The organism is Mesorhizobium sp. 128a (assembly GCF_053848025.1).
Genome location: NZ_JBSPKY010000032.1, coordinates 13,847 through 38,446, shown reverse-complemented (window position 1 = coordinate 38,446; position 24,600 = coordinate 13,847). Strand labels below are relative to the sequence as shown.

The following is a 24,600-nucleotide window of genomic DNA, read 5'->3' as shown; positions in this document are numbered from 1 at the left end:
CCGCGCGGCGGTCGCGCCAGTCGGATTCCGCGTCTTGCCGCCACAGGCCCTCTGCAGGCGCCTTAAGATCGTACGCCTTAAATCGGCTCGCCAGCTCCTCCTTGACCCGATCGAACGCCGTTGTCGGCTCGGGGAAGCAGCATCTGGATTAGGTGCATGCGGCACTCGCTGAACGCTGCGAAGTCGACTGCGTTCCATTGTGATCAACGGGGCGAGTAGGGGTGCCCATCTCCCTCCGCGCGGGTGGCGCTTACTACCCGTCAGTTCATCGTCAGCATCCTAAACTTGGACAGCCTTCGGCGAGCCAGCTTGCGAGCTGCCTCGCTGCCACTCGGCAACGAACGCCAGCGTCATCAGGTCAATTAGGCCGTCAGAGGTGCCGCACACCAATGGCGACGTCGGCGCGATCCGATGCATCCGCGATCAGTCGGCGTGCAGGTGCCGTACAACTTTGCCACCTATGATTTTTGATGGTGGAACCCGACCCGTTCGCCGCGCATTTCGTTTCCACGCGCCTCAACCAAGAACGGCAGGATAGCCAGGAGATTGAAATGGAACCTACCGCTGCGTCCTCGGACCATCGCCAACATTTCATCATTGAACCGTTTGTCGGAACCGTGACTGTGCGTTTTTCCGATGCGATTGTCGCCGCAACGGACCGAGCAAAAGTGCTTAAGGAGGATGGTAAGGAGCCGGTTTTCTACGTACCATTCGAGGACATCTACTTTGATCTGCTCGAGAAGACCAACACTGTGAAAAATTTCCCGCTCAAGGGGACCGCAGCCTTTTGGCGAGTACATGCTGTCGGGAGCGCGGCGGACGATTTCATGTGGGCGTTTGAAACTCCGGAGGTAAGCGCACTGGCCATTGCAGGCCACGGTGCATTCGATGCCCAAAAGTCGCGAATCGACGCCGAGCCCGCGCAGGACAAGCGTCATACACCGCACGTTCTCGAGTAAACCGGCCTGAAAGGACCCGTTGCTGATCGATGCGTGAGGCCCGTTCAGGCCGCTACTCCCGCTCAGAGTAGCGGCTTTCCGTCTGGAGGAACTCTCTGCCCGGAGAGCCAACGGAAACGCAGTGCACCAAGTCCCCGAGATCATTAGGCGGCGATTACGCCCATCGGCCGAGGCCGGTGGCGTTTACGCGGTCTGGCCATTGATGCCTGGCTGGCCCGGCATATGCACGTTTCGAAGCAGAACCTTCATTCGCAACATCTAAATCTTTACGTTTAGGCATCGGGGTCTATGTTCGGCTTGCCAATAGGGGGAAGGGGAAGTGCCTCGTCGATCAGCTCGAGCTCATCTGCTTGGTCTCATCGCGGCTGCCGTCCTGCCCGTCTGGCTGTTCGCGGCATACCTTCTGGTAGAGTATGCTCTGCATGAACAACGCCGCTTCGAACAGGATGCGCTGCAGACCGCGCGACAGGTTTCCCTTGTGGTCGAAGCGGAACTTGTCAATCTCCAGACGATTATCGACGGCCTGTCAAAATCGGCCGCTATCGCAAATGGCGATCTGAAGGCGTTCCACGATCAGGCGAGCCGCCTCGTTCAGAGCACCAGCGCGATTGTTTCATTGCGAGATACCGAAGGCAATCAACTCGCAAACACCAAAGTTGCTGTCGGCGGATATTTGCCACCGGTCAAGCCGATTGCGCGGCAGGACCATGAGCGGCTCAAGTCCGTCGGCGTCTTGGTAAGCGATGTGTTCGCAAACCAGAATTCCGATGGGTATCGCGTAGAGGTGGCAAGACGGGTGTTGGGACCGAACGGCAAGGAGTGGCTGCTCTCGATTTCTGTGCCGACGGCCCGCATCCGTGATGTCATGCTGGCGGCGGTCCCGGACGGCTGGACGGTAGGTGTGGGTGATCGCCGGCGCCATTACGTTGCGCGTTCCAAACAACACGATGAGATGACAGGCAAGCCAGGATTGCCTGAGTATGTGCAAAAGATCGTCGGCTCTTCTGGCAGTTTTAAGTCTCGCAACTTTTTTGGCACGACACTCCTTGCCGGTTATTACCGGTCGGCATATTCGGGCTGGTTTTATACAGCCAATGTGCCGCTTTCAGATGTGCAGGCACCTCTGTGGCGCTCGCTTGAGGCAATCGGCGGGATCGGCATTGCCGCGTTGCTGATTTCTCTCGCACTTGCCTACATCGTTGGGAAGCGGCTGACCGAGGCTACGATCGATCTCGCGGGCCGAGCCGATGCCCTCGGCGCCGGGAGAAAGGTCGAGCCGATGTCCACGACCGTTGCAGAGTTCGCGACTATTTCAAAGGCGATGGTCAAAGCCGAAAAAGCCATCGCGGAGCGGACGAGAGAGCTGGAGACCGTGTTGGAAACGGTGCCTGCGGCGGTCTGGTTCACTTACGATCCTCAAGCGCGGCAGGTGATCCGAAATCGATTTGCAGCCGAGCTGATGGGGCTGCCCACGAACGAGACCCGCAGATCCTTCGGCACACCCGATCTCGTCATCGACACCGTGGCGGTCAAGGAGGGTCGCACAATTTCCCGGGAAGATCGCCCTTTGAGTCGGGCCATGCGTGGCGAAACGATCGACAATCAGGAATTCACGTACACGCTTCCGTCCGGTATGCAGCGTCATTTGCTTACCAGTGCCCGTCCCATCCTCAGCCCCGGCGGCTCGATTATTGGAGCCGTGCAGATCAGCTTGGATATCTCGGAGCGGAAGCGTGGTGAGGAGCAACGCCAGCTGTTGGTCAATGAACTTAATCACCGGGTCAAAAACACGCTGGCGGTGGTGCAGTCGATTGCCACGCAGACTATCCGCAATGCCGCTGATCTGCCGGCGGCAGGAAAGACCCTAACAAGTCGATTGATCGCGCTGGCAAAGGCGCATGACGTCCTAACGCGCAAGGACTGGAGCGGTGCCGATCTCGCCGATCTAATTGTTAACTCGGTCCAGCCTCACGCCTCGCTTGATCGCTTTCATATCGGTGGAGAGGCTGTCTGGCTTGAACCCAACATCGCCCTTTCATTCGCGCTGGCACTTCACGAGCTTGCTACCAACGCCATCAAATATGGTGCCCTGTCGAACTCGACCGGTACGGTCCGGATAAGCTGGGAGACCGTGGATAGTGAGCAGGGGCCAATGCTGAAGCTTGAATGGCGTGAAACAGGCGGACCACCTGTAGGACCGGTGGTGCGCGAGGGTTTCGGCACTCGATTGCTGACACGGGTCTTCGAGAACGAGCGGATCGGCGGCGTGGTGCTGAGCTACGAGCCGTCGGGGTTGCTTTGCGTTTTTCGCGTGAGCATGTCTGGGCGCCGCCCGACAGAATAGGACCCCGCGTCTATTCGTTATCGCCGCCATAGCGGTTAGTTGTGTGAAAAGGAGAATGCGCTAATCTCCAGCGAGGCTTAACGTCGAATATGCGCGCTTCCTACCTCGCGAAACGCTGTCGTTTCTAGCCGGCCTCTCGCCCTTGCATTCACCGTTTCGTCGCCGTAAGCGAGAAAGACGACATCGGCCAACTCAGGCGTTGGCCGGATAACGATCAGCTTGCCGGCGGTCGGCAAGGCAACGACGTTTCCGGCTGCCCCCACGACCGCCGCGCGCGCAAGCGAATTCTTCTCGGTCCATGAGAAGCCAATGCGAGTTGCCCTTGGAATCCCTCGCGCGATATCCGGATCGCAAGGCGGAGATTTTACCAAGAATCTGCCCGTGGCATCCGTGACGGATTCCACAGGCACGATCAGCGTCACGCAGACCGGATCCATCATCATTCCACAGGCAACGGCGTTGACGGGCTACCTCGCCGCAAATACTCGACGTCAAGTTGGACCGCAGGCCGCAGCAATTTACACCGAGCCCCCTCTACGCCTGGGCGGAAGCGGTGACGGTCTACGGAGCCTTCCCATTCTTAACCCTCGGCGGCAATTGAGGCCTCCACCGCAGATAGTGGTGCTTCCAACGTCCACACGATTCCATGCTCGCCATAATCGAGATTACCTTTGCCCCCAACCGCTTCGGGAGCAACCCGCTTCAGCACCACAGTTCCAAACCCACCCTGACCAATGGCCTGGACCCTTGGGCCATCTGTTTCCTTCCAGGTAAGCTGGAACATCCGCTGAGTGCCCGACCCCAAGAGGTCCCATCTGACCGAAATCGCTCCATCATCTCCCGACAGCACCCCGTATTTGGCTGAATTGGTGGCCAGTTCGTGAAACGCGATCCCGAGATACTGTACCGCATTGGGATTAAGAATAACGGAGGGTCCAGACATGGAAATTCGGCCCTCATCGCCAAATGGTTTGGCCTGCGACAGCAGAAGTTCGAAAACGGTGACGCCCTTCCAGTCGCCCGTAACAAGCAAATCGTGCGAGCGTGACAGAGCCATGATCCTCTCACGAACCTGCCGTTCGAACATTGCTGGATTTTCGGCTCGTTTGTTGGTCTCCCTGATCATCGAGAGAATCACGGAATATTGGTTTTTGACCCGATGATTGACCTCGCGCATCAGCATCCGAATGCGATGCTCGCTCTCTTTCGCTGAGGTGATATCTCGGGCGATCTTCGACGCACCGATGATCTGACCGGCCGCGTTGCGCACAGGCGATATCGTCAGCGATATTGGGAAGAGGCTACCATCCTTTCGCTTCCTAACTGTTTCGAAGCTCTCGACCCGTTCGCCGCGGCGGATGCGTTCAATGATACGGGGTTCCTCGTCCTGAAGGTCATCCGGGATTAACATCGTCACGGATCGCCCGATGGCCTCCTCGGCGTTGTAGCCGAACAGCCGTTCGGCACCGTGATTCCAACTCGTGATGATCGTGTTCAGATCCTTGCTGACGATTGCGTCGAACGAGGATTCCACGATCGCTGACAGATGATGGCGGACCTCCTCGGCGCGCTGACGGTCGGTAAGGTCAAGCAGCATGTTGACCGCGCCAGTGAGATTGCCCGTCTCGTCTCGTATAGGAGTTGGATAGGGCTGGAAAGGGAAGAAGGACCCGTCTGGTCGTTGAGCTATCGCCCGCTGGTTGTGGACCGGCCGGTTCTCTTTAAGCGCAATCGCCATCGGGCATTCGTCATGCGGCAGTTCGTTGCCGTCGGGCGTAAACAGCTTGAATGTGACGCACCATTTGTCCTTGCCGATTTCGGGCTCCCGGCCTGCAAGGTCCGCAGCGGCGCGATTGTAATAGGTGATCGTCCCATGTGGGTCGGTGGTATAGACGGCGACTGGAAGCGCATCCAAAATCTGATGATAGGCATGGTCCTTGTGCCTCAACTCGCGGCGGGTTCGCTCCAGGTCGGTTACATCGACGGTGAAGCATCTGGTGTTGATCAGTTTGCCATCGCGGAAATTGCCACTTGACGTGATTTCGACGCTCTTGATCGACCCGTCGAAAGCTCTCAACCGCGCCGGATACCTAGCAATATTTTCCCCGCTGATGAGGCGGTCCAAAATATCTTCGATCACCTCCGCATCAGGATAGAACTCGGCAATGTGGCGGCCGACATATTCCTCCGCCGGGTAGCCAATCAGATCGAGTTCCGCCTTGTTGGCGTGCAGAATGATACCATCCGCGCTGACCAGATGGAGGGCAACGGCACCGTTCTCAAAGAAATCCCTATAATCAAAGTCCCGGCCGTTCTCAGAAGTTTCACAATCCTCAAAGGCGACAACGTTGCTCAGCGGTCGTTCGCTCATCCCAATCCCTTTTCAGCTAAACCTCTGCAAACGGAGGACGGGTAAATTCGTTCCATGGATCACCGGAGTGGACTTGAGCCTGCCCAAAACGGCGCCGCGGATCCTAAGCCAGTCTGGACTGACTACAAAAATCCCTTAAGGCCGCTGCGAGAGCGGCGGGATTTTCTTCGGCGATGTGGTGCCCGCTCTTGATTCCGTAGCCGCGTACTTCCCCGGCCCAGCGCTTCCAAATTGCTACTGGGTCCCCGTAGATCTGCTCGAGGTCGTCGTCGAGCGACCAGAGGCAGAGCATTGGACAGCGGACCTTTCGACCAGCCGCTCGATCCTCGCTGTCATGATGATGGTCAATCTTTATGCCAGCACGATAGTCCTCAACCATGCCATGGACTACATCGGGATCATGAAGGAGCGACATCAAATCGTCATAGGCCTCGCGTCCCATGAGCTCCGGTCGCAGGGTGCCGTACCAGGCCATAGGGTCGGCCAGTATGGCCCGTTCTGGTTTCTCGGGCTGCGCGAAGAAGAACCAGTGGAACCAGTCGCGGGCGAATTGCCAGTCAGTACGTTCCAGATGCTCAAGAACGGGCAGCCCGTCCACAACAATCAGCTTTCGCACCACCGTGGAATGATCCATTGCCATTCTGAAGGCGACTAGACTGCCACGATCATGCCCCGCGACGAAAAAGCCGTGATGGCCCAGCCGTTCCATCAGTTCCACCAGCGCAAGGGACTTCTCCCGCTTCGATGAAAACCTACTGTTCGGATCGTCTACCGGTTGGTAGGAGCGGCCGAATCCCGGAAGGTCGGGACATACGACGCGAAAGTCTGCGGATAGCAAGTCCGCAATCCGCCCCCAAGTCATGTGTGATCGGGGATGTCCATGGATGAGAAGTAGTGGCGGCCCAGAACCTCCATGCCGTACCCTGATCGGCCCGCGTTCAGTTTCAACTCTCTCAAGGACGAAATGTTCGAACATCTACGAGTCCTCAAAGGAGACCTAAACCGAGAAGGAAACTCTCGAGACCTGTAATGGTTCTGACTGCAGGCGATAGGCCAACCAAGCCACGCACATGAGATGCAGCCCGCGCACGCTTGCTCGCTCCAGATCGTCCCGAAGTCTATTGCGACGATCATCACGCCGTTTGGCTGAGCAGGGCGCTCGGCTTGATCCGGCGGCGATCGTTGCGCCTTAGAGCCATTTTCAATTCATCGTCAGCATCCTGATCCTGGACAGCCTTCGGCGAGCGAGCTTGCGAACTGCCTCAGTTAACTGACTGTTGAACCCCTCTGCGACAAAGGCCAACGTCATCAGGTCGACCAGGAAGTCGTCAAAGGCGCCTGCAATCACCGACGACGAGGGCGCGATCTGATGCTTCAAAGATCGAGCCTCTGACAAGGCGAACTGCGTTTCCCCTGAATCGATAAGGGCTTCAAGCCTATCGAACCCCTGCATTTCTAAATCCCGTTCCGCCACGCTGTCCTAACGCGATGGGCTGAAAAAAATTCCAATGGAAAGACAAAAAATATGTCTGACTCTTTCCCCAGTACTCGCGCATGAAGACCGAGGGTTAAGGGCGTCACACATCGCGTCTACTGAGGTCCGCTCGCTCCGGCGGGCGGGCTTTTTTCATGGCTCACGGGACCTGACGCGACGTGCGGCATTGAGGGTTGGGGGCGCGGATGAACAACCCTCCGACACTCCCGAAAAGCCTGCCGGGTACTCCAAACTCGGCAGGCTTTTTTATGCGCTCTGGAACCTGATATTCAACCGCTGGTTTTTTCGCTGCAGCAACCCCTCGCCGCGGCCAAGGGAATTCCTCTTGGCCGGCCCGCATCGCAACGCCAGCGGTGCGGGCCTCCTTCATATGCCCGCACGAGACATATTTGCCGGTTGCCTTGAACATCTCGACGCCGAAGCAATTCATTTGTTGCACTGGCCCGTTCAGTGCGATGACTCCATGAGGGCTCGGACAGGCGGGCATTTTGTAGATTTGGATATTTGTTGGCGTCGCGGAACAGGGGGGAGATCCGTAGGTTGATGTGAGGCAGCGGTTCGACGTCATACTCCTCCCGCTGTCGACTGGTCCGCAAGACAGTCGGACGGCCCGCGTTTCCCTCACCAGTGGCGCGGGCCGTCGTTTTTGCACGCTAGTTACCTTCGACCTAACAAATGTGGGCGACAGGCTGCCACCCTGCTCTATTGTTGCAGACATCGCTAGATATTGAACAGGGCTCTGGCGCTTGAGAGTTCCATTGTGCTCCCGCCCCAAAACGGGAGCTTTCGATGGCTCAGCGAATGGACGACCAAATTTCCGCCTTCGAGTTTTCAATAATAAAGGATTGTTTTCGACAGATGGTGAGCGAGGGCTTGCCTGAACATAGATGGGTTTACGCTGTTGAGGATCTGGTGGGCGCCATAACTGGCTCGAACGGCGCCGACCCGGAATTGATTGTCGCCATCCTCGGTGGAAAACCGAAGCAATTGAAGCGGCGTTTTTTCGACAAGGATAGACTTGACCGGGCCGATCGGGAGTCCCGGCACATCATGGATGCCGAGCGTATTTCAAGAGAGGCGAAGACCTTCCGATTGAGGGAACAGAGGCTCGCTTTCCAGGCATTACTGTCGCCAGCTGCGCACACGCTTCTGAAGTCCACGCGCAAAATGAAGCTTTCGCATTAGAGTGCCCGCTTCCCAAGCCCGTGATACTCATATTCGGTAGGTCGGCGACTGTCGCGGCCTTGGGGTAGCTCAGTTTTGCGTCACCTGATCCAGGCTGCCTCTCCCCTTCGCAAGGTGACCGTTCGGCGACTGGCGCGAGCCGCTGCTTCGAACGGCGTGTTGGCTTCGATCGTCTGTGTCGAGACGACCTCATCGAATTCAATCTCTTCAACGCGATACCGCTTCAAGTGCCCCCCGGGCAATGAACATATAACCAGGTGCTAAAATAGCAGTCGGCAGGGCGCGAAGACACTTGCCTGAAAGTGCAATGCGTCCCTATCTCATATGTGTTTGACAGGAGCGCCGTCAGTCCCTAGGCGCTGACGCAGCAGGTATCGGGGAGGCCCGTCTTTTCCATGAAAAGGCCCGTCGTTCTGATCGTCGAAGACGAACCAATGATCGCCCTGGATCTGGAGTTCGAGCTGGTCGAAGCTGGGTTTGCAATCTTCATTGCGACGTCTTGCAAAGAGGCTTCCGAGTTCCTCTCCGACTATTGCCCCGACATCGCCGTGCTCGACGTGCGCCTCACCGACGGCGAATGTACGGAGGTCGCTACAAAGCTCGCGGTACACGGCGTACCATTCATCGTCCACACTGCATTACTTACCGACGAGATCGACGAGGTCTTCCTGCAGGGCACGGTGGTCAAGAAACCTGGCGGCACCCCTGACCTCGTCGACATGGTCAATCGCATGCTGCCGCAATCGGCCTTTTCGCGCAAAAAGGGAACTTAAGGGGGTCTTGAGTGTTCCGAAAGATCGGAAACGCTGATGACCGACGAGCCCAAACCATTGGATCCAAAAGCCGAAATCGTTCGGAAATATGCGCGCGAGCTGGGGATCACCGAGGCCCAAGTACGAGACATAATTTCCCTGGTCGGCTACAACTATGCCTCGATCGCGCGAGAGGCTCGGATCATGAAAAAGGCCTGAGAGGCCTCCCCCGTTCAAGTATCATTGAGCACTGTCCAGCTTGTCCCGATGGCTTTGGCGTTCCGCTGCCTTCAGCACGGCGTCGATCAGATCGGCTGGGCAGATTTGGCCGGGATGCAGGTCGTTGAAGACTTCAGCCACCAATTTTGGAGCCAAGCTGGCCGGATACATATCGCGCATTTCCCGCACCACATTGGTGATCGTCAGGAAGTCATAGGCATTGGCTGAAACAGATGCGGGCTTGTTCACGTGCTTTCTCTCCCAGGACGGGCGAAAGCATGGTGACCGCTTCCAAGCGCCTCGTGCCGTGCTGGATCGAGGCGACTTCGCTAAGTTATACTCATGCGCATTGCGCGCAACACCAAATGAGGGTCGCTTTAGGATTTGATCCTCGGCGGCGGTGCCATTTCGGCTATCGTCGCGTAGTGGAAGACGCGGGACTGCGCCTCGTCGACGACCCGGAACCAATGTTGCTCTGTCGTTCTGACCACAAACGGTCCGGCAACGACGTTCCCCAATGCTAGAGAGGGCGTTTCCCCCTCGCTGGTATGATGCGAGACAGACTCGCCGTCTCTCATTTCGTCGATCTCGTATTTCGGCATGGAAGTCTCCGCCACTTCAAAATCAACTTCGCCACAGGAAGATTTGTTCCGAGCCAAAAGCATTTCGGGAATCCACGTTAGCGACACAGGCCTTGGGTAGGGGGGTGCCGGAGCCGCCAGCGCAGACGGTAGGGATTTTGCCGGAGCCGCCAGGAACCGCCCTCAGGTATGGGCTTCCATCGATAACGGCGCGGGTAGTTTAGCCTCGCCTGCCGCAGGCGTTGAAATTGGACATAAGCAGCTACCGCGTGGTCGCAACGAGACCGTGATGGCCCGTTGCTTCGCAGCAGGACTTCGGCCGCTTCCCGCGACAGGCTGTGCTTTTCCATGAAGATGATTTGATCAGCCGGTTCACATCCTTGTAGGCGGCTGAGCGGCTATGGCTGCTCGTCCAAGACCACGCCCCGCTTCCAAGGGCATGAAGAGACCGGCGACTCATTGGATAAAGCGGGGGGCATCGGGCGCGTAAAGCACTTGCGCGGCGAGGAGGATTTGCGCCACGCTTCGTTGCAGGATTTCGGGGAGGAAGAATAATGGCCGTTGCCAAGAAGGACCAGGAGCGCGTCACCTATGCCTGGATGTATGGCGTTCAGGCGAACAAGGACGGCAAGGAGCGCACGGTGCCTGAATACTGGCAGGAGTTCGCTGACGCTTGGCTGCAGGGGTTCGATGGTGAGCCCATCGGCGGCGCACTGAAGCCCGTCCGCGACACGATGGAAGCGGAGATCGACACCTCGTCTTTGGAGTCCGCCGAGCGGGCGCCTGAATGACTGGCAAAAACTGAAGCTGCAATCCAGATCGACGCCCAGATGGCGGCAACCGCGCTTTGCCGCATCTCCTAATGCCACCTCAGTGGGAGGCTGACGTGGCTTCTCTCCCGCTAGGGCGAAAGCTTGGTGCCCGCTCCCAAGCGTCCGTTTGCCTCGATTGGGTGCGGACGACCTGGCGACCGTATGCTCGTCTTCAGCGCCGGCAATCACATGTGTGAACCACCTAAATCAAAAGGCTACAGGAACCTAGTTTCGCGACTGAGCTTAAGCCTCCATGAGCACACGCTGCGTCAATTTCCTGGACAAGTGGATCCCAAACAACATCCCCGAGATGGCCACGGCTGATCGCGTTTCGGTGGACGAGCTTACCCACAAGGTCATTGCAGACGCCAGCCGGGTCGGCATCAAGCGCTCTGAGAACGACGAGGCGGTGTCGAGCCTGGACCGCGTCTTGGTCGATGCGATTGTGCCCGGAATGAGCAAGCGAGCGGTTAGATTTTTCCACCTTTGGAGGGAGCCCAAAAGCACCTCGTCACGGGGGCCGAGGCTGAATGCATTGGTGATGCAGAGATTGGCGGGGGATACAGGTGGATTCGCGCGAACTTAAGACCTCGACACCAGTTGATACTGACGAAGCACGAGCGAGGAGGCTGAGAAAACGCCCCTTGCAAGGGCTGGCCGGCACACGAGACCACTCTAAGGCCGATCGAGCGGCCGTTGCCGCCTTGCTAGATCGCACTACGGAAGCCGATGTGCTGACACGGCTTAGGCTGGAATCGCCGCTCCAAGAACTTGACGCTGAGATAGCTGCGGAAGGTAAAGTGCTGGCAGAGACACACGCGTCGGTGGCATTGCTTTTTGGCGGCGACCCGGTCTCTGGATCCAGGCGCGTTGAGGCAGAGTTCGGCGCAGGCGCTGTTGCGACCTTTCAAGACCTCGTCGCAAGAGTCCTTGCTAAAAACACCTCGGGCCTAGGTGGGAAAGGCGCTGTTGTGAACAAGGCCGCAGCTGCGATGCATATTACAAACGTCGTAACGGGCTCGTTCGGATTCCTCTTGGAAGAAGTTCGGGATCACGATCGGTTATCGGACACCAATCTCAAAGACGCTGTCGAGGAAGCTTCCAAGCTACTTGACGTTTTGGGGCAGGCGGACGAGGAGCGCTTCCAAGCCACGGTTGTAGAAGCGGACCAACGGATATTAGCGACCATGCGTTTGTTCTTCGAGCTAATGCGCCAGCACGGAGCGACTTTGCGGATGGTGGCTGGAGAGAATGAATACCAACTAGGAAGCCAGTCCGTTGCGCGCGGCGCCGAGAGGGCGAGTGGGACCTCTATCGAAGAGGACCAAGTAACTCTCAAAGGGCGGCTTTCGGGAGTTCTTCCAGGTGCCCATCAATTTGAATTTTGCGCGATCGCGGGGGAGGCTCTGAAAGGAAGGGTCGATCCGGCTCGGACAGCGGCTGATCTTGAGCGATGGAACAGAGAGCTCGTCGGGGTCGATGCGACGATGGTTGGGTCAGTAAAGCGGGTAATACGTCATGGCCAGGTCGCACGCGAAAACTATGTCCTTAAGGGCCTGACCCCCGCTGAATGACTCCGTTGCGGTTCAGTTGCTAACAAAACGGCTTGCAGGCCTCAAGCCACCGAGCCAACCTGCGCGAAGGTCAGTTCATCGCGAATGTGGCTTCCTCATCGTTCGTCCGGCCCAATCGTCCCCAGTTGATGCGCTTAGAAGAACACCTGGACCAGATTCGAAGCGACTTCCTCCGCGCGGCCGACGCCATGCACAAAACGTATCCGAGATTGACGGACTCGTGCAGAATTTCAGGGCCCAACTCGGCGTTTAGTGCGCGCGCTTGGTGGGCGTTCTCGACACACCGCCGTCGACGCGATCGAGGAAGGTGTGCAGCGCCACCATCAGCGTATTGGCGCCTTGCCGGCTGAGCACAAAGGATTTGGTGCCGTCCTCGGTTAGCAGGCCAACAAGACAAGCGCTTGGGCTGTCCTTGTTGTCTAGATCGATCGTAACCCCCCTGACGGCCGGAAGGATCTCGTGGTTCGGTTTTTTGGCCATTGGTTGTGCCTTCACAAAAAAGCGTTCGACGTCACCACGACGCTCGAAACAGAAATAGTGCGACGGCTCCCTTCGCGAAGGCCCGGCCCGCTTCTTTCTTGCGCCCTGTTCGCATATGTGTCCCGTTGGTCGCGCGCTCCCGCGCAGTCTGCGCTACGCCGTCGGTGAGCTTGATCGGTTTCACTCGATCACCCAAGGCTGATGGATTTTACAAGACGGCTTGGCTGAATGGCTTTCACCGCCTGTTAGAGCCGACCGCTCGCATCTCTTCTTCTCAAGGTGCCGGCGCAAATTGACGACCACCGGCCAGCCCCGCTACGCCGGCGCCGCCAGCCGGCAACGGGCATGGTGAACGCCGGTCAGTATCCACTGGGTTCACCTGAACGCGTACTTAGACACTGTACGATTTTTCTCGTCGGTGACGCGCACCCATTGCGCTTCGTCACGGCGAGCCTTGACTTCCCTCTTGGCCCCGACTGTCGCGGCCTCCCACGGCGAGTTGGCTATGACAGTGCATTGCCAAACCGGTGCATCGCCGGCCATCTCTTCAACCACATAGCTTTTCATCCGCTCTCAACTTCGGCGGCCCCTGCTTGTTCCTGACTGCCAAACTCGCGGAGATTGGCGGCAAGGGCTTCGAGCGCTTCTACGTCGCTTGCATACGATGCTGCATGATCCGGGTACCTCAGCTGTTGCTGGCGATAGAAGGCGATCCATTCTGGCAGATCGGCAATCGGGAACGTCCCTCGCCATTGGTCTTTCACGAGCGTGAAAGTCCCTGCCGCCGAATCATACGTCGCTGTCGTTTTCATGTCGCTTTATAAGCAGACATACGGGCGCCGCCAGTCATGGGCGGATTTGCGAAATGCTGCTGGGCCACACCGCTGGCAGCCACGCATGGTGGTCATTGCCTTTACAATCTCGCGCCTGCGCGCGGAGACTTCCCTCGATAAGGCGAGCCGGACATCGGCGCGACAAGCCGCAACGAAAGAAGACGACATTCGTTCCTGTGGCGTGGGCAGTCCAGCGGCGGTCAAGCTGGGCAGTCATCAAGCCGCCGGCGGCCGGAACGGACGGTCACGCTACGCGTTCTGCTCAGATCTTTCAGCAATCCAATTGGGGAGCGCGCCATGGGCCTGTTTACGAAGGACATCAAGACTATGGACGATTTGTTCCTGCACGTTCTGCAGGACATCTATTATGCGGAGCAGCAAATCCTGAAGGCGCTCCCCGACATGGTCGAAAAGGCAACCAACCGAGATCTGACGGCGGCTTTCAAAGCGCACCTCGATGAGACGGAAAAACACGTCCAACGTCTTGAGCAGGCCTTCGAGTTGATCGGCGAAAAGCCGAAGGGAACGACCTGCCCGGCGATCGATGGCATCATCAAGGAAGCCAACGAGATCGCCGGCGAGGTTGCCGAGAAGAAGGTGCTCGACGCCGCCTTGATCACCGCGGCGCAGGCCGTCGAACATTATGAAATCACTCGCTACGGAACTCTTATCGCCTGGGCGCAGGAGAGCGGAAAGGAGGCCGTCGCCCGGCTTCTCACCACGACACTCAATGAGGAAAAAGCAACCGACAAGAAGCTGACCGGGATAGCTGAGCGAAAGGTCAACGCGAAGGCCGCTGGCTAAGGTTTTTAGATGAACGCGCGTGGTGAACAAACCCGATCGCTCTGGATGAAGATCGACGTCTATCCTGATGCGCCGAAATTCTTGGGAAAACAGAGCTGCGATACTGTGATTATTGGATCCGGGATCGCCGGGCTGTCGGTCGCGTACGAGCTTGCCAGTATTGGGCAGAAGGTGATCGTTATCGATCGCGGTCCGATCGCCGGCGGTATGACATCGCGGACGACAGCGCATCTGGCGCCGATTTGCGATGACGGCCTGAGCGCGCTGATCAACCTGCGTGGCGAAGAGACCGCTGGGCTTTTCCAGGAAAGCCAGGAAGCTGCCGTCGCGCGCATCCAGCAGAATGTCGAAGAGCTGGCGATCGATTGCAATTTTCGACGGCTGGATGCCTTTCTTTTTCCCGCGATGGGGCTCGGGCCGAAAGAAGCCCGGGATCAGCGCAAGCAGGAATTCGATGCGGCGCGAAAGGTGAGAGCGGCTGCCGAGTTGGTGACGGGCGTGCCTCTGAAGGGTTTCGAAACGGCGCCTGTACTCCGTTATCCCAACCAGGCCACCTTCCACCCGCTTCGCTATCTCCGTGGCCTAGCCACGGCGATCCGCGACAAAGGCGGCCGCATGTTTGCCAACAGCCCCGTGATCTCCGTCGAGGAATTGCGGGAGGGCGGCGTGCGGGTCTCGACGGAGAATGGCGGTGTGATCGAAGCGGCATCGGCGGTGGTCGCCACGAATTCGCCAATCAACGCTGGCTTGCAACTTCACACCAAAATGTCCCCCTATCGCACTTATGCGATGGCATTGACCCTGCCGCGCGGCCATCTCCCGGATGCGCTGTTCTGGGACACCGGCGACCCCTATCATTACGTACGGATGAATCCAGGTCCGGGCTCCGTAGATTATCTTATCGCCGGTGGCGCCGATCACAAATCCGGCGAAGCCGATGATGGCGACATCCGCTTTGAGGCGATTGAGGCATGGATACGTTCCCTCGTTCCAACCCTAGGCAAAGAGGTGGCCCGCTGGTCCGGGCAGGTTCTCGACACGATCGATTATTGCGCCTTCATCGGCCTCAACCCCGGCAGCAGGTCTCTCTATGTGGTCACCGGCGACTCCGGACAGGGCATGACGCATGGCGCGCTTTCCGGCCTGCTCCTGAAGGATCTGATTTCCGATAAGCCAAACCCGTGGGCAGCGGTTTATGAGCCATCGCGAAAGACGCCCTCGGGTGTGATCAATTATGTTCGGGAAAATCTGTCGGCTGTCAAAAATCTCGCCGGCTACGGACTATCCGGCGATGTGAAGTCAACGGGTGAGCTTGAACCGGGCCAAGGCGGGATCCTTCGCGACGGCGTTCGCAAGATTGCCGCCTGTCGCGATCTCCACGGAAAGCTCCATCTTCATTCGGCCACCTGCACCCACTCGGGATGCGAAGTCGCCTGGAATTCTACCGAGCAGTGCTGGGATTGCTCATGCCATGGCTCACATTTTGCTCTGGATGGCACAGTCCTCAACGGGCCGGCGGTGCTTCCCCTAGCGTTGGTCGACAAGGCGGGGGCAAGGCAAGTGTGATGCCGGTCGTAAGGGGGAAGCACATGGTCGAGAAGGTCACCGGTTAGCGTTGGCCTCGAGCAACAATCTCGAGCGTCTGGTCAACACCTTCCACTTCAAGGATGATGGCCTCGTCACGCCTCGCATCGGGCATAATCGACTACCGAGGCCCATAAAGCTGCCCTTGCAGGTTTTCCGATTTTCTATTTATCTAAAACCTTGCGGATTTTTTCGGCCAGTTCGTCGATGGTGTAGGGCTTGGTCAGAAGTTCCGTTCCAAAATCAAGGGTTCCATTGTGGACGATCGCACTGCGCGTGTACCCCGTGGTGTAGAGTACTTTAAGCGATGGTTGGACCACCTTCACCTTATCTGCCAGTTCGCGTCCAGACATTTCCGGCATCACCACGTCGGTAAAAAGAAGGGATGGCACCGTGCCGCCTTCCAGCGCCGCCAAAGCTTCCTGCGGGCCGCGCATTTCAAGAACGGAATACCCAAGGTTTCGAAGCGCCTCGACTGCCATCGACCTGACGCGGTCCTCATCTTCAACGACCATGATGATTTCGGCGGCGCTGCCTGTGTTTTCACTAGCTGGTATTGCGGCTTGAAGTTCGGGCTCGCTTTTATGCGAGCGGGGCAAATAGATTTTCAGCGTGGTCCCCACACCTTGTTCGGAATAAATCCTGACGCTGCCGCCGGACTGACGAACGAAGCCGTAGACTTGGCTTAACCCAAGACCGGTGCCCTTGCCGACGGACTTGGTAGTGAAGAACGGATCAAAAGCTCTTGCGATGACTTCTTTGGACATACCGATACCCGTGTCGGTGACCGACAAGAGGACATAGTATCCGGCAGGGATGCCATTTTCCCTCGCGAACCGCTCATCAACATGAGCATTGGACGTCTCGATCGTCAATTTGCCCCCAGCCGGCATGGCATCGCGGGCGTTGACGCAAAGGTTGAGCAAGGTGCTCTCCAATTGTCCGGCGTCAACTTCGACCTGCCAGAGGCCAGCAGCAAGGACAGTCTCGATCTGTATGGTTTCGCCGAGCGTGCGACCCAGCAATTCACTCATTTCCGAGACCAGCCGGTTCGGGTTCATAATCTTGGGGGCGAGAGGTTGCTGACGAGAAAAGGCGAGGAGGCGCTTGGTCAGTTCGGCCGCACGCTGCGCCCCCTCAATGGCTCCTTCGACGAACATGTTGACGTTTGTGTCGCCGCTCCTGAGCTTGCGCTGCACCAGGTTCAAGCCGCCGATGATGACGGCAAGCATATTGTTGAAGTCATGGGCAATTCCGCCCGTAAGCTGACCGACCGCTTCCATCTTCTGGGACTGGCGTAGGTGTTCTTCCGCCTTAGCCCGCTCGGCAACGGCTTCAACGACCCGCTGTTCAAGCGTCGAACTGAGGGTCTGCAGAGCCTTGAAGAGGCGGGAATTGTCGATTGCCGTGGCCGCATGCCCGGCCAGACCGAGAATGGCGGCCTCGTGTTCGGCACCGAACACGCCGGTGTCGGAATGTCCGAAGAAGAGCCCGCCCAACACTTCGCCCGAGCGGGAGGTGACCGGTACGGCCAGATAGGACCGCACGGGAAGGTGGCCCTCAGGCATTCCCTTCCTTGGGGTATTTTTTCCATATCGTGGATCCTGCAGGATATCGTCGGAACGGACGACGCCTGTGCCGCGGAACGTCGGCTCGAAGACCGCCGTGTTGCGCGGCATCGGAAAATTCTCGAAGGCCGATCTCGGTGCGCCAGATAGCGCGTAGAGCATGTAGCTGTCGCTGCTTTCATCCATGACATTGTAGAAGAATGCGCCGAACTGCGCTCCTGTGAGTTCGACCCCCACATCCGTCACGGTCTGGACGATAACGCCTACGTCCAGTTCGGCCGCGACGGTGGCCGCTGTGGCGTTTATGACCTGAAGCTGGCGTTGAACGCGCTTCCGTGACGTTATGTCGATTACCGTGCCGACAAAGCGAACCGCGCGTCCATTGTCAAAGAGCGCATCGCCGGTGGCAGCAATCCATCGCTCCTTTGCGTCCTGCAGTCCGATCGTGCGATATTCGATATCATAACGCGACGCGCCTCCCGGCTTAAGCGCCTGGCGTACGGCATTGTCAGCGCGCTCGCGGTCTTCCGGATGAAGGCCGGCCAGAAAGGTCTCTTCGTAGGAAACACTCGCCTCCGGCGGCAAGCCGAAAAGCGCCTTGCATCGGTCGTCCCAGCGTAGCGTGCCAGACACGGGATCGTAATCCCAGATACCGATTGCGGCCGCGTCTGTCGCAAGCCTCAGCCGCTCCTCCGATATCCTGGCAGCCTCTTCGGAACGGACCCGTTCAATATGGGCCCATGAGCGTTCAGTTACCTCCGTCAGCAGAGCCAGTTCGCGGTCGGACCAGACACGCGGTTCCTTGTCATGAATCGCCATCAAGGCAGCGAGCCGCCCCTGCTTGACCAACGGCATGCAGATCGTGGCCGTTATCCCGATATCCTGGAACGTCTTGGCTTCTGCCGGGTCAATCTCCAACAGGTTGTTGTTGATGATGAGCGGTCTGTTCGCACCGAGATTGTTGACCGCGAGCTTGCCGAAATCTGCAAGGCTGTAGTACCCGACGATGCTCCGCGACCCTGGCGCAGTCCAGTCGCCCCGGATCGTAAAATGGTCTTGATCGCCCTCCATGTCGGCATAGGCACAGATGGCAACCCCAAGGTGCTCCCCGAGCCGCCTGGTCGTGATCGCCATCACAGCATCGGCATCTTTCGCGAGCGCGATTTCTTTGCCCAGACTATCCAGAAACACCAGTCGTTGCGAACTCTCCCGCAGCGCTCGCTCCGCCCGCAGCCGCTCTGTCGCGGTGCGTGTGCGCTCGGCCACCTCAAAAATGAGGGCTATTTCGTCCTCGGTCCAATGCCTGGGAGCGGCGTTGTTCAGGTAAAGCAGGGCGACCACCTCGCCATGCTCGGAAATCGGCATATTGATGACAGAGCGAGCGTTTATCGCTTGGAGAGCCCAAGCGCGATCGCGGGTCCGCGGATCAGTCTGGGCATCCTCAAAGATGACGACCTCGCCGCGTTTCAGGTCTTCGATATACGATCCGTAGTCCCGAAACTGCAGCGTTCCGGCCAGGCTTTTGATGCCAGGGGCATTCCAGTCCCGATCGATCGAGATGGTTTCCGCTTCGAGGTTGATCATCCCATAGCCGGCACGGCTGACGTCGAGGTGGCGTCCCAGCAATTCGGCGGCGGCATAAGCCAACTCCGCAGGATCTTCGATCTCCCGGATACGATCGCCCAGCGCCGCCAGAAGTTCCAGGCGCAACTGCCCCGGTTGATGTGCGGTAGCCCCCATTGCTTCCCCCACCGTGGAGCGCACTCAATGCGCTGGAGTGAAAAGGGTTCCATCATGGCCGAATGCGGCCAGCCTCTGGGCTTAGACTCAAGTGACAGATGGACCTGCTCCAAAGACCCCGCGATCGCCGACGGCCGTGCTCGACGCAGAGTGGGGATCCCATCGATGGCGGAGATCGCACGAAAGACCGACTGCTGGCGATGTCGTCAGTTTTAGATAGCACCTGTTCGGCCATTGGCGCCAAAAACGCTCGCCCCGGTATAGGTTAACTCGCCTGAGCAAGCAGGGACGAAAGCGCTGCAAGCCGTCCCATTGATGAAACTTTCCAGCCTCTCGCCGGTTACTCAGCGTTGACTTGCAGGAGGATCCCATATGCCCGGATCGGGTGAGTTTGGAGGAAGCAAAGCGCCAAGAAAGCCCCGCAGCAAGCCGCTGAAGGGCGAGGACGCCGAGGTGAAGCATGTGGTCGATACACACGATGTTTCCCCAACCCAAGCGAGAGAGCTGGTACGGCGCCATGGCAACGACTGGCGCAAAATCGACGAAGCCGCGAAGTCCTACAAAGACGAAAAATGAGAATTGAGTGCTGAGAGCGACGGCCTTCGAAGAGGGCTTGGAGGCTGGCGGTAGAGGTGTGTCAATTTTGGCCTTGGTCGACATCTTCAACGCCTGCCGAACGAAATCTCACTGAGAACGTTGACTTGCGCATGGCGTCATCAGTCGGGGCTCTTCCATGAAAAAGGCCAAGCTTTCCACCTATCGGGCCAAACGGGATTTCACCAAGACAAAGGAGCCCAGCGGCGAACGCTCCATCCTGAAGTCGAACCGGCTGCGATTTGTCATTCAGAAACATGCGGCGACCCGGTTGCACTATGATCTTCGTTTAGAACTGGGTGGCGTCTTCAAGTCGTGGGCCGTCACCAAGGGCCCGTCGCTTGACCCACACGACAAGCGCCTCGCGGTCGAAGTCGAGGACCACCCGCTCGACTATGGAGACTTCGAGGGCACGATCCCGAAAGGCCAGTACGGCGGCGGCACCGTGCAGCTCTGGGACCGCGGCTATTGGGAGCCGGAGGGCACGATGTCTCCCGAGCAAGCCCTTGAGAAAGGCGACCTCAAATTCACGCTTGACGGCAAACGCCTGCATGGAAGTTTCGTCCTGGTGCGCATGAAGCACGACCGCAATGGCGGCAAGCGGACCAATTGGCTGCTGATCAAACACCGTGACAAATACGCCACCGTTGGCAATGGCGACGCCGTGCTCGCGCAAGATCGGTCTGTGGCCTCCGGCCGAAGCATGGACAGGATCGCGGCGGGCACGGGGGCCGCGCCCAAGCCCTTTATGCTGCGAGGCACCGGAGCGGAGGCCGACGCCGTCTGGGACAGCAGTCGAGGCGTTGCCGCCAAAGCGCGTGCGACGAGATCCATAAAACCGACAGCAGGCAGGGCGAAGATCCCTCGAACCTCCGGCGCGAAAATGCCCGAATTCATCGAGCCGCAGCTGTGCGAAACGCTCTCTCGCCCGCCGGCGGGGTCGAACTGGGTCCATGAGATCAAGTTCGACGGCTATCGGGTCCAGCTTCGCGTCGACGATGGCGTCGTAACGCTGAGAACCCGAAAAGGGCTCGACTGGACCGGAAAATTCGGCGCCATTGCAAAAGAGGCGGCCAGCCTCCCCAATCTCATCATCGACGGCGAGATCGTTGCACTTGGCGAGAACGGAGCGCCCGATTTCGCCGCCCTGCAGGCTGCCTTGTCGGAGCGCAGAACCAAGGATCTGATCTTCTTCGCCTTTGACCTCCTGTTTGCAAACGGCGTCGATCTGCGCAAACAGCCGCTGACAGCGCGCAAGGCGCAATTGAGCGGCATCCTGGGCGAAGCCGATCGCGGCGAGGTAAATCTGATCCGCTATGTCGAGCATTTCACCAATGGCGGCGACGCGGTGCTGCGATCCGCATGCCGCCTGTCGCTCGAAGGCATCATCTCCAAGAAAGAGGATGCGGCTTATACGTCCGGACGCTCCAACAGCTGGGCAAAGTCAAAATGCCGTGCCGGGCACGAGGTGGTCATCGGCGGCTGGTCGACCACCAACGGCAAGTTCCGGTCACTGCTGGTTGGCGTGAACCGAGGGGAGCACTTTGCCTATATTGGCCGCGTCGGCACCGGCTACAGCGAGGCGAAGGTCAAGCAGCTCCTGCCCAGGCTTAAGGCCGTGAAGGCGGCAACATCGCCATTCACGGGCGATGGCGCGCCTAAAAAGGATTCCACGATTTTCTGGACGAAGCCGGAACTCGTAGCCGAAATCGAATTCGCCGGCTGGACTGGCAGCGGCAATGTCCGTCAGGCAGCGTTTAAGGGCCTGCGCGAAGACAAGCCTGCCAGCGACGTCGAGGCCGAGCGCCCCGCCGATCCCGGGCGGACGCAGATCGCTCAGCCGGCCAGGGCGACGACCCGCACCGGAAAGAGCCCGGTCGTGATGGGGGTCATCATCTCGAAACCCGACAAGCCGCTGTGGCCGGACGCCGGCGATGGTGGGCATCCCGTAACCAAGCTTGACCTCGGCGAATACTTCGAGGCCGTTGGCCCCTGGATGATCAACCATATCAAGGGCCGCCCATGTTCGCTCGTGCGGGCGCCCGACGGGTATGCCGGCGAGCAGTTCTTCCAGCGCCATGCAATGCCCGGAACGTCGAACCTCCTTGAACTCGTCAAGGTTTTCGGTGACCACAAACCGTATCTGCAGATCGACCGTGTCGAGGGTCTGGCCGCCATCGCCCAGATCGGCGGCCTCGAACTGCATCCGTGGAATTGCCGGCCGGGCCATCCCGAAATCCCCGGCAGGCTGGTCTTCGACCTCGACCCCGGTCCTGAGGTCGACTTTTCACGAGTGGTCGCTGCAGCCAAGGAAATGCGCGATCGCCTCGAAAGACTGGGCCTGATGAGCTTCTGCAAGACAACGGGCGGGAAGGGCCTGCATGTCGTGACGCCGCTAGCGGGTCATCGCAGCAAGACGACCTGGGCCGAAGCCAAGGTCTTCGCCAGGGCGGTGTGCCAGCAGATGGCGGCCGACAGTCCCGAGCTCTACCTCATCAACATGGCCAAGAAACTGAGGACGTCGCGTATTTTCCTCGACTACCTGCGGAACGACCGCATGGCGACCGCGGTCGCTCCGCTGTCGCCGCGCGCAAGGGAAGGCGCCACCGTTTCCATGCCGCTGACATGGGGGCAGGTGAGGGCAGACCTCGATCCGCGGAAATACACCATCCGCACGGTACCGGGCCTCCTGAAGAAGACAGCGGCCTGGGCGGATTATGACGATGGCGAACGCTCCGTCGCCAGCGCCATCAAGCGGATAGGCGCGGCGGCAAGGATCACCGCATGACGTCGCTGAAACAAGGACCCTATGCGCTGCCATTGGATACCGAGCCGATGGAGGCAAAGTCGGCCGATGCCCTTCCTGATGACGCCGGCCACTGGCAGTATGAACCCAAATGGGACGGGTTTCGATGCCTGGCATTCAAGGCTGGAGACGCGGTGGACCTCAGGGCCAAATCAGGCAAGCCGCTGGGCCGATATTTTCCGGAAGTCGTCCAAATGTTGCGCGACCTTGAGGCAAGGGCGTTCGTCGTCGACGGCGAGATCGTCATCGAGGTGGATGGGGCACTTTCGTTCGACGCATTGCAGATGCGGTTGCATCCCGCCGAAAGCAGGATCCGCAAATTGTCGGCGGCAACGCCGGCGCGGCTGATCCTCTTTGACATATTGGCAGGCGCGGACGGACCGTTGATTTCCCAACCTCTTTCAGCCCGTCGCGGCGAACTGGAGCTGTTCGTGGCCAAAGCAGGGAACAAGGATATCGTGCTGTCCCGCGCCACGCGGCGCCTTGCGAGCGCGGCCAAATGGCTTGGCCAGTCAGGGCACGGGTCGACCGATGGTGTGGTCGCCAAACGCATCGACGACCAGTACCGGCCGGGCGAGCGCGCCATGATCAAGGTGAAGCGCTTGCGCACCGCCGACTGTGTGGTTGGGGGATTTCGGTATCTGGCCAACTCGCGCGACGTCGGCTCATTGCTGCTGGGGCTCTACAATGAGGATGGCAAGCTCGACCATGTCGGCTTCACCTCGACAATCGCCGCCCAGGATCGCACGGAGCTGACCCGCCGCCTGGAGGGTCTGCGGGCGTTGCCAGGCTTCACCGGCAAGGCGCCGGGCGGACCGAGCCGCTGGAGCACGGAAAGGAGCGGACAGTGGGAGCCGGTACGTCCCGAGCTCGTGGCGGAAGTACGTTTCGATCATGTTACCGGGGATCGCTTCCGGCACGGAACGAAATTCTTGCGCTGGCGCCCCGACAAGGACCCAAGGCAATGCACGTTCGAACAGATACTGGGCGAATCTTTGCGGCAATAAAATCAGTTTGAGCGACGCTTTCAAGGCCGACCCGCATTTCTGGCCTGCGCGACGCCCCCTCGAATCGGGCAGCGCGAAGGTCATGGCAGAGCGGAAGTAACGACACTGCCTCGGGCGAAGCTGGTCGAGGCAAACCGCCGCGAACGGCTTTTTGCCCCGCCACTGACAACGGTTAGCGATCGGATCGTCTAGCCTGTTGTCGCTCGGCAGAAATCGACAAGCGCACTCACCGCGCGCAATCGATCTGGCCCGGCTGTCGTCGCGATCTTGAAGATCAGTCGATCTTCGCCAGAGGAGCAATGCCGGTGCTTTTTCAGACGCGTCAAACGCTTCGGATCCGGCTGCGCGAGCTCAATGGCAATGGCTGCAGGGCCGGCGCGCTTAGGCTGGCCTTCGGCCTAATCACAACCGAGTGGCCGATCATCGTCACCAACGCGGTCTGCCCGATCTTGTCGACCTTTATCCTGCTGGATGACCCTGCGCCCGCGAGCCAAGACGGACGCGGTGGCAACCACGCTGGATCCTGCCGCGCCAACCGAAAAATGAAAACGGCTGCTGCGCGGTCAGGACGCCCCGTCGCGCTGCTCGGCATCTCGCTGCTGCTCAATCTCCTCTGGCTCTTTCTGATCGATCCTGGTCACCTCGTCCCTGGCCGCGCTGTTGGCGTGGATGAGTTCGTCCAGTTTCGCCTGGATCGCCTGCGTGTCCCGGTGCTCGGCGCGCTGGATGAAGAGCGTCATTGCCCAGGTGGCCAATGTAGCGGCGCCATGCCAGTCGAGACTGTCCCGCTCGAAAATCGCCCACAGCGCGCCATAGGTCAGCAGAATCAAAAAAGCCCAAGGCCGCGCCGAGAGCGTGCCCAGTTTTGTGAGAATGCTTCCGGCGTCCATGG

24 protein-coding genes are annotated in these 24,600 nt (G+C 59.0%); 13 read left to right on the top strand and 11 right to left on the bottom strand.

The window, feature by feature from the left end; all coding sequences use genetic code 11:
- Positions 1–470 precede the first annotated feature (470 nt).
- Both ACWTU9_RS30985 and ACWTU9_RS30980 read left to right on the top strand, forming a co-directional pair.
- Positions 471–959, top strand: coding sequence for a DUF427 domain-containing protein (locus tag ACWTU9_RS30985; protein WP_455861634.1), 489 nt, complete (start codon positions 471–473; stop codon positions 957–959).
- A 319-nt stretch (positions 960–1,278) separates the two neighbouring features.
- Positions 1,279–3,303 (top strand): sensor histidine kinase, encoded by a 2,025-nt coding sequence (locus ACWTU9_RS30980; protein WP_455861633.1) that lies wholly within the window; start codon positions 1,279–1,281, stop codon positions 3,301–3,303.
- A gap of 77 nt (positions 3,304–3,380) precedes the next feature.
- On the opposite strand, the gene ACWTU9_RS30975 is transcribed toward ACWTU9_RS30980, so the two are convergent.
- The 4 genes from ACWTU9_RS30975 to ACWTU9_RS30960 form a co-directional block, all read right to left on the bottom strand.
- The gene (locus tag ACWTU9_RS30975; protein WP_455861632.1) at positions 3,381–3,725 is read right to left on the bottom strand and encodes a hypothetical protein; all 345 of its coding nucleotides are present in this window, start codon (positions 3,723–3,725) and stop codon (positions 3,381–3,383) included.
- 158 nt (positions 3,726–3,883) lie between these two features.
- Positions 3,884–5,674: a PAS domain S-box protein gene (locus tag ACWTU9_RS30970; protein WP_455861631.1), complete on the bottom strand. Its 1,791-nt coding sequence runs from the start codon at positions 5,672–5,674 to the stop codon at positions 3,884–3,886.
- A gap of 103 nt (positions 5,675–5,777) precedes the next feature.
- A complete protein-coding gene (locus ACWTU9_RS30965; RefSeq protein ID WP_455861630.1) occupies positions 5,778–6,650 on the bottom strand; it encodes an alpha/beta fold hydrolase in 873 nt (290 codons plus the stop codon).
- A 225-nt stretch (positions 6,651–6,875) separates the two neighbouring features.
- Positions 6,876–7,148, bottom strand: a complete 273-nt coding sequence (locus ACWTU9_RS30960; RefSeq protein ID WP_455861629.1) for a hypothetical protein — start codon at positions 7,146–7,148, stop codon at positions 6,876–6,878.
- Positions 7,149–7,958: 810 nt separating this feature from the next.
- Here ACWTU9_RS30960 and ACWTU9_RS30955 point away from each other — a divergent pair.
- The 3 genes from ACWTU9_RS30955 (at position 7,959) to ACWTU9_RS30945 (ending at position 9,325) form a co-directional block, all read left to right on the top strand.
- On the top strand, positions 7,959–8,354 hold the full coding sequence (locus tag ACWTU9_RS30955) for a hypothetical protein (protein ID WP_455861628.1): 396 nt from the start codon (positions 7,959–7,961) through the stop codon (positions 8,352–8,354).
- Positions 8,355–8,749: 395 nt separating this feature from the next.
- Complete coding sequence (locus ACWTU9_RS30950) at positions 8,750–9,127, top strand: response regulator (protein ID WP_455861627.1); 378 nt, start codon at positions 8,750–8,752, stop codon at positions 9,125–9,127.
- 36 nt (positions 9,128–9,163) lie between these two features.
- Positions 9,164–9,325: a hypothetical protein gene (locus tag ACWTU9_RS30945; RefSeq protein WP_454589197.1), complete on the top strand. Its 162-nt coding sequence runs from the start codon at positions 9,164–9,166 to the stop codon at positions 9,323–9,325.
- A 21-nt stretch (positions 9,326–9,346) separates the two neighbouring features.
- Here the strand turns inward: ACWTU9_RS30945 and ACWTU9_RS30940 are convergent, their stop codons facing one another.
- On the bottom strand, positions 9,347–9,574 hold the full coding sequence (locus ACWTU9_RS30940; protein WP_455861626.1) for a hypothetical protein: 228 nt from the start codon (positions 9,572–9,574) through the stop codon (positions 9,347–9,349).
- 128 nt (positions 9,575–9,702) lie between these two features.
- The gene (locus ACWTU9_RS30935; RefSeq protein WP_454589195.1) at positions 9,703–9,927 is read right to left on the bottom strand and encodes a hypothetical protein; all 225 of its coding nucleotides are present in this window, start codon (positions 9,925–9,927) and stop codon (positions 9,703–9,705) included.
- 533 nt (positions 9,928–10,460) lie between these two features.
- Here ACWTU9_RS30935 and ACWTU9_RS30930 point away from each other — a divergent pair.
- From ACWTU9_RS30930 to ACWTU9_RS30920, 3 genes are all read left to right on the top strand, one after another.
- Positions 10,461–10,697 carry a hypothetical protein gene (locus ACWTU9_RS30930; protein WP_454589194.1) on the top strand — a complete coding sequence of 79 codons (237 nt, stop codon included), beginning with the start codon at positions 10,461–10,463 and terminating at the stop codon, positions 10,695–10,697.
- A 274-nt stretch (positions 10,698–10,971) separates the two neighbouring features.
- Positions 10,972–11,304, top strand: coding sequence for a DUF768 domain-containing protein (locus ACWTU9_RS30925; protein ID WP_455861625.1), 333 nt, complete (start codon positions 10,972–10,974; stop codon positions 11,302–11,304).
- Positions 11,285–12,292 carry a hypothetical protein gene (locus tag ACWTU9_RS30920; protein ID WP_455861624.1) on the top strand — a complete coding sequence of 336 codons (1,008 nt, stop codon included), beginning with the start codon at positions 11,285–11,287 and terminating at the stop codon, positions 12,290–12,292. The genes ACWTU9_RS30925 and ACWTU9_RS30920 overlap by 20 nt, the downstream gene beginning before the upstream one ends.
- Positions 12,293–12,541: 249 nt before the next feature.
- On the opposite strand, the gene ACWTU9_RS30915 is transcribed toward ACWTU9_RS30920, so the two are convergent.
- The 3 genes from ACWTU9_RS30915 to ACWTU9_RS30905 all read right to left on the bottom strand — a co-directional run bounded on the left by ACWTU9_RS30915 (position 12,542) and on the right by ACWTU9_RS30905 (position 13,584).
- The gene (locus ACWTU9_RS30915) at positions 12,542–12,772 is read right to left on the bottom strand and encodes a hypothetical protein (RefSeq protein WP_455861623.1); all 231 of its coding nucleotides are present in this window, start codon (positions 12,770–12,772) and stop codon (positions 12,542–12,544) included.
- Between the two features lie 375 nt (positions 12,773–13,147).
- Positions 13,148–13,339: a hypothetical protein gene (locus ACWTU9_RS30910; protein ID WP_455861622.1), complete on the bottom strand. Its 192-nt coding sequence runs from the start codon at positions 13,337–13,339 to the stop codon at positions 13,148–13,150.
- A complete protein-coding gene (locus ACWTU9_RS30905; protein WP_455861621.1) occupies positions 13,336–13,584 on the bottom strand; it encodes a hypothetical protein in 249 nt (82 codons plus the stop codon). Before ACWTU9_RS30905 ends, ACWTU9_RS30910 begins: the two co-directional genes overlap by 4 nt.
- Positions 13,585–13,902: 318 nt before the next feature.
- Here ACWTU9_RS30905 and ACWTU9_RS30900 point away from each other — a divergent pair, with 318 nt between their 5' ends.
- Both ACWTU9_RS30900 and ACWTU9_RS30895 read left to right on the top strand, forming a co-directional pair.
- The gene (locus ACWTU9_RS30900) at positions 13,903–14,409 is read left to right on the top strand and encodes a YciE/YciF ferroxidase family protein (protein ID WP_455861620.1); all 507 of its coding nucleotides are present in this window, start codon (positions 13,903–13,905) and stop codon (positions 14,407–14,409) included.
- A 9-nt stretch (positions 14,410–14,418) separates the two neighbouring features.
- A complete protein-coding gene (locus ACWTU9_RS30895) occupies positions 14,419–15,975 on the top strand; it encodes an FAD-dependent oxidoreductase (RefSeq protein WP_455861619.1) in 1,557 nt (518 codons plus the stop codon).
- 182 nt (positions 15,976–16,157) lie between these two features.
- Here the strand turns inward: ACWTU9_RS30895 and ACWTU9_RS30890 are convergent, their stop codons facing one another.
- The gene (locus ACWTU9_RS30890; protein ID WP_455861618.1) at positions 16,158–19,301 is read right to left on the bottom strand and encodes a GAF domain-containing protein; all 3,144 of its coding nucleotides are present in this window, start codon (positions 19,299–19,301) and stop codon (positions 16,158–16,160) included.
- Between the two features lie 372 nt (positions 19,302–19,673).
- On the opposite strand from ACWTU9_RS30890, the gene ACWTU9_RS30885 reads away from it, so the two are divergent.
- The 3 genes from ACWTU9_RS30885 to ACWTU9_RS30875 all read left to right on the top strand — a co-directional run bounded on the left by ACWTU9_RS30885 (position 19,674) and on the right by ACWTU9_RS30875 (position 23,708).
- Positions 19,674–19,877: a hypothetical protein gene (locus ACWTU9_RS30885; RefSeq protein WP_454589186.1), complete on the top strand. Its 204-nt coding sequence runs from the start codon at positions 19,674–19,676 to the stop codon at positions 19,875–19,877.
- Between the two features lie 157 nt (positions 19,878–20,034).
- Positions 20,035–22,683, top strand: coding sequence for a DNA ligase D (gene ligD / locus ACWTU9_RS30880; RefSeq protein ID WP_455861617.1), 2,649 nt, complete (start codon positions 20,035–20,037; stop codon positions 22,681–22,683).
- Positions 22,680–23,708, top strand: a complete 1,029-nt coding sequence (locus ACWTU9_RS30875; RefSeq protein ID WP_455861616.1) for an ATP-dependent DNA ligase — start codon at positions 22,680–22,682, stop codon at positions 23,706–23,708. The genes ligD and ACWTU9_RS30875 overlap by 4 nt, the downstream gene beginning before the upstream one ends.
- 563 nt (positions 23,709–24,271) lie before the next feature.
- On the opposite strand, the gene ACWTU9_RS30870 is transcribed toward ACWTU9_RS30875, so the two are convergent.
- A complete protein-coding gene (locus ACWTU9_RS30870) occupies positions 24,272–24,598 on the bottom strand; it encodes a low affinity iron permease family protein (RefSeq protein WP_454589183.1) in 327 nt (108 codons plus the stop codon).
- Positions 24,599–24,600: the final 2 nt, after the last annotated feature.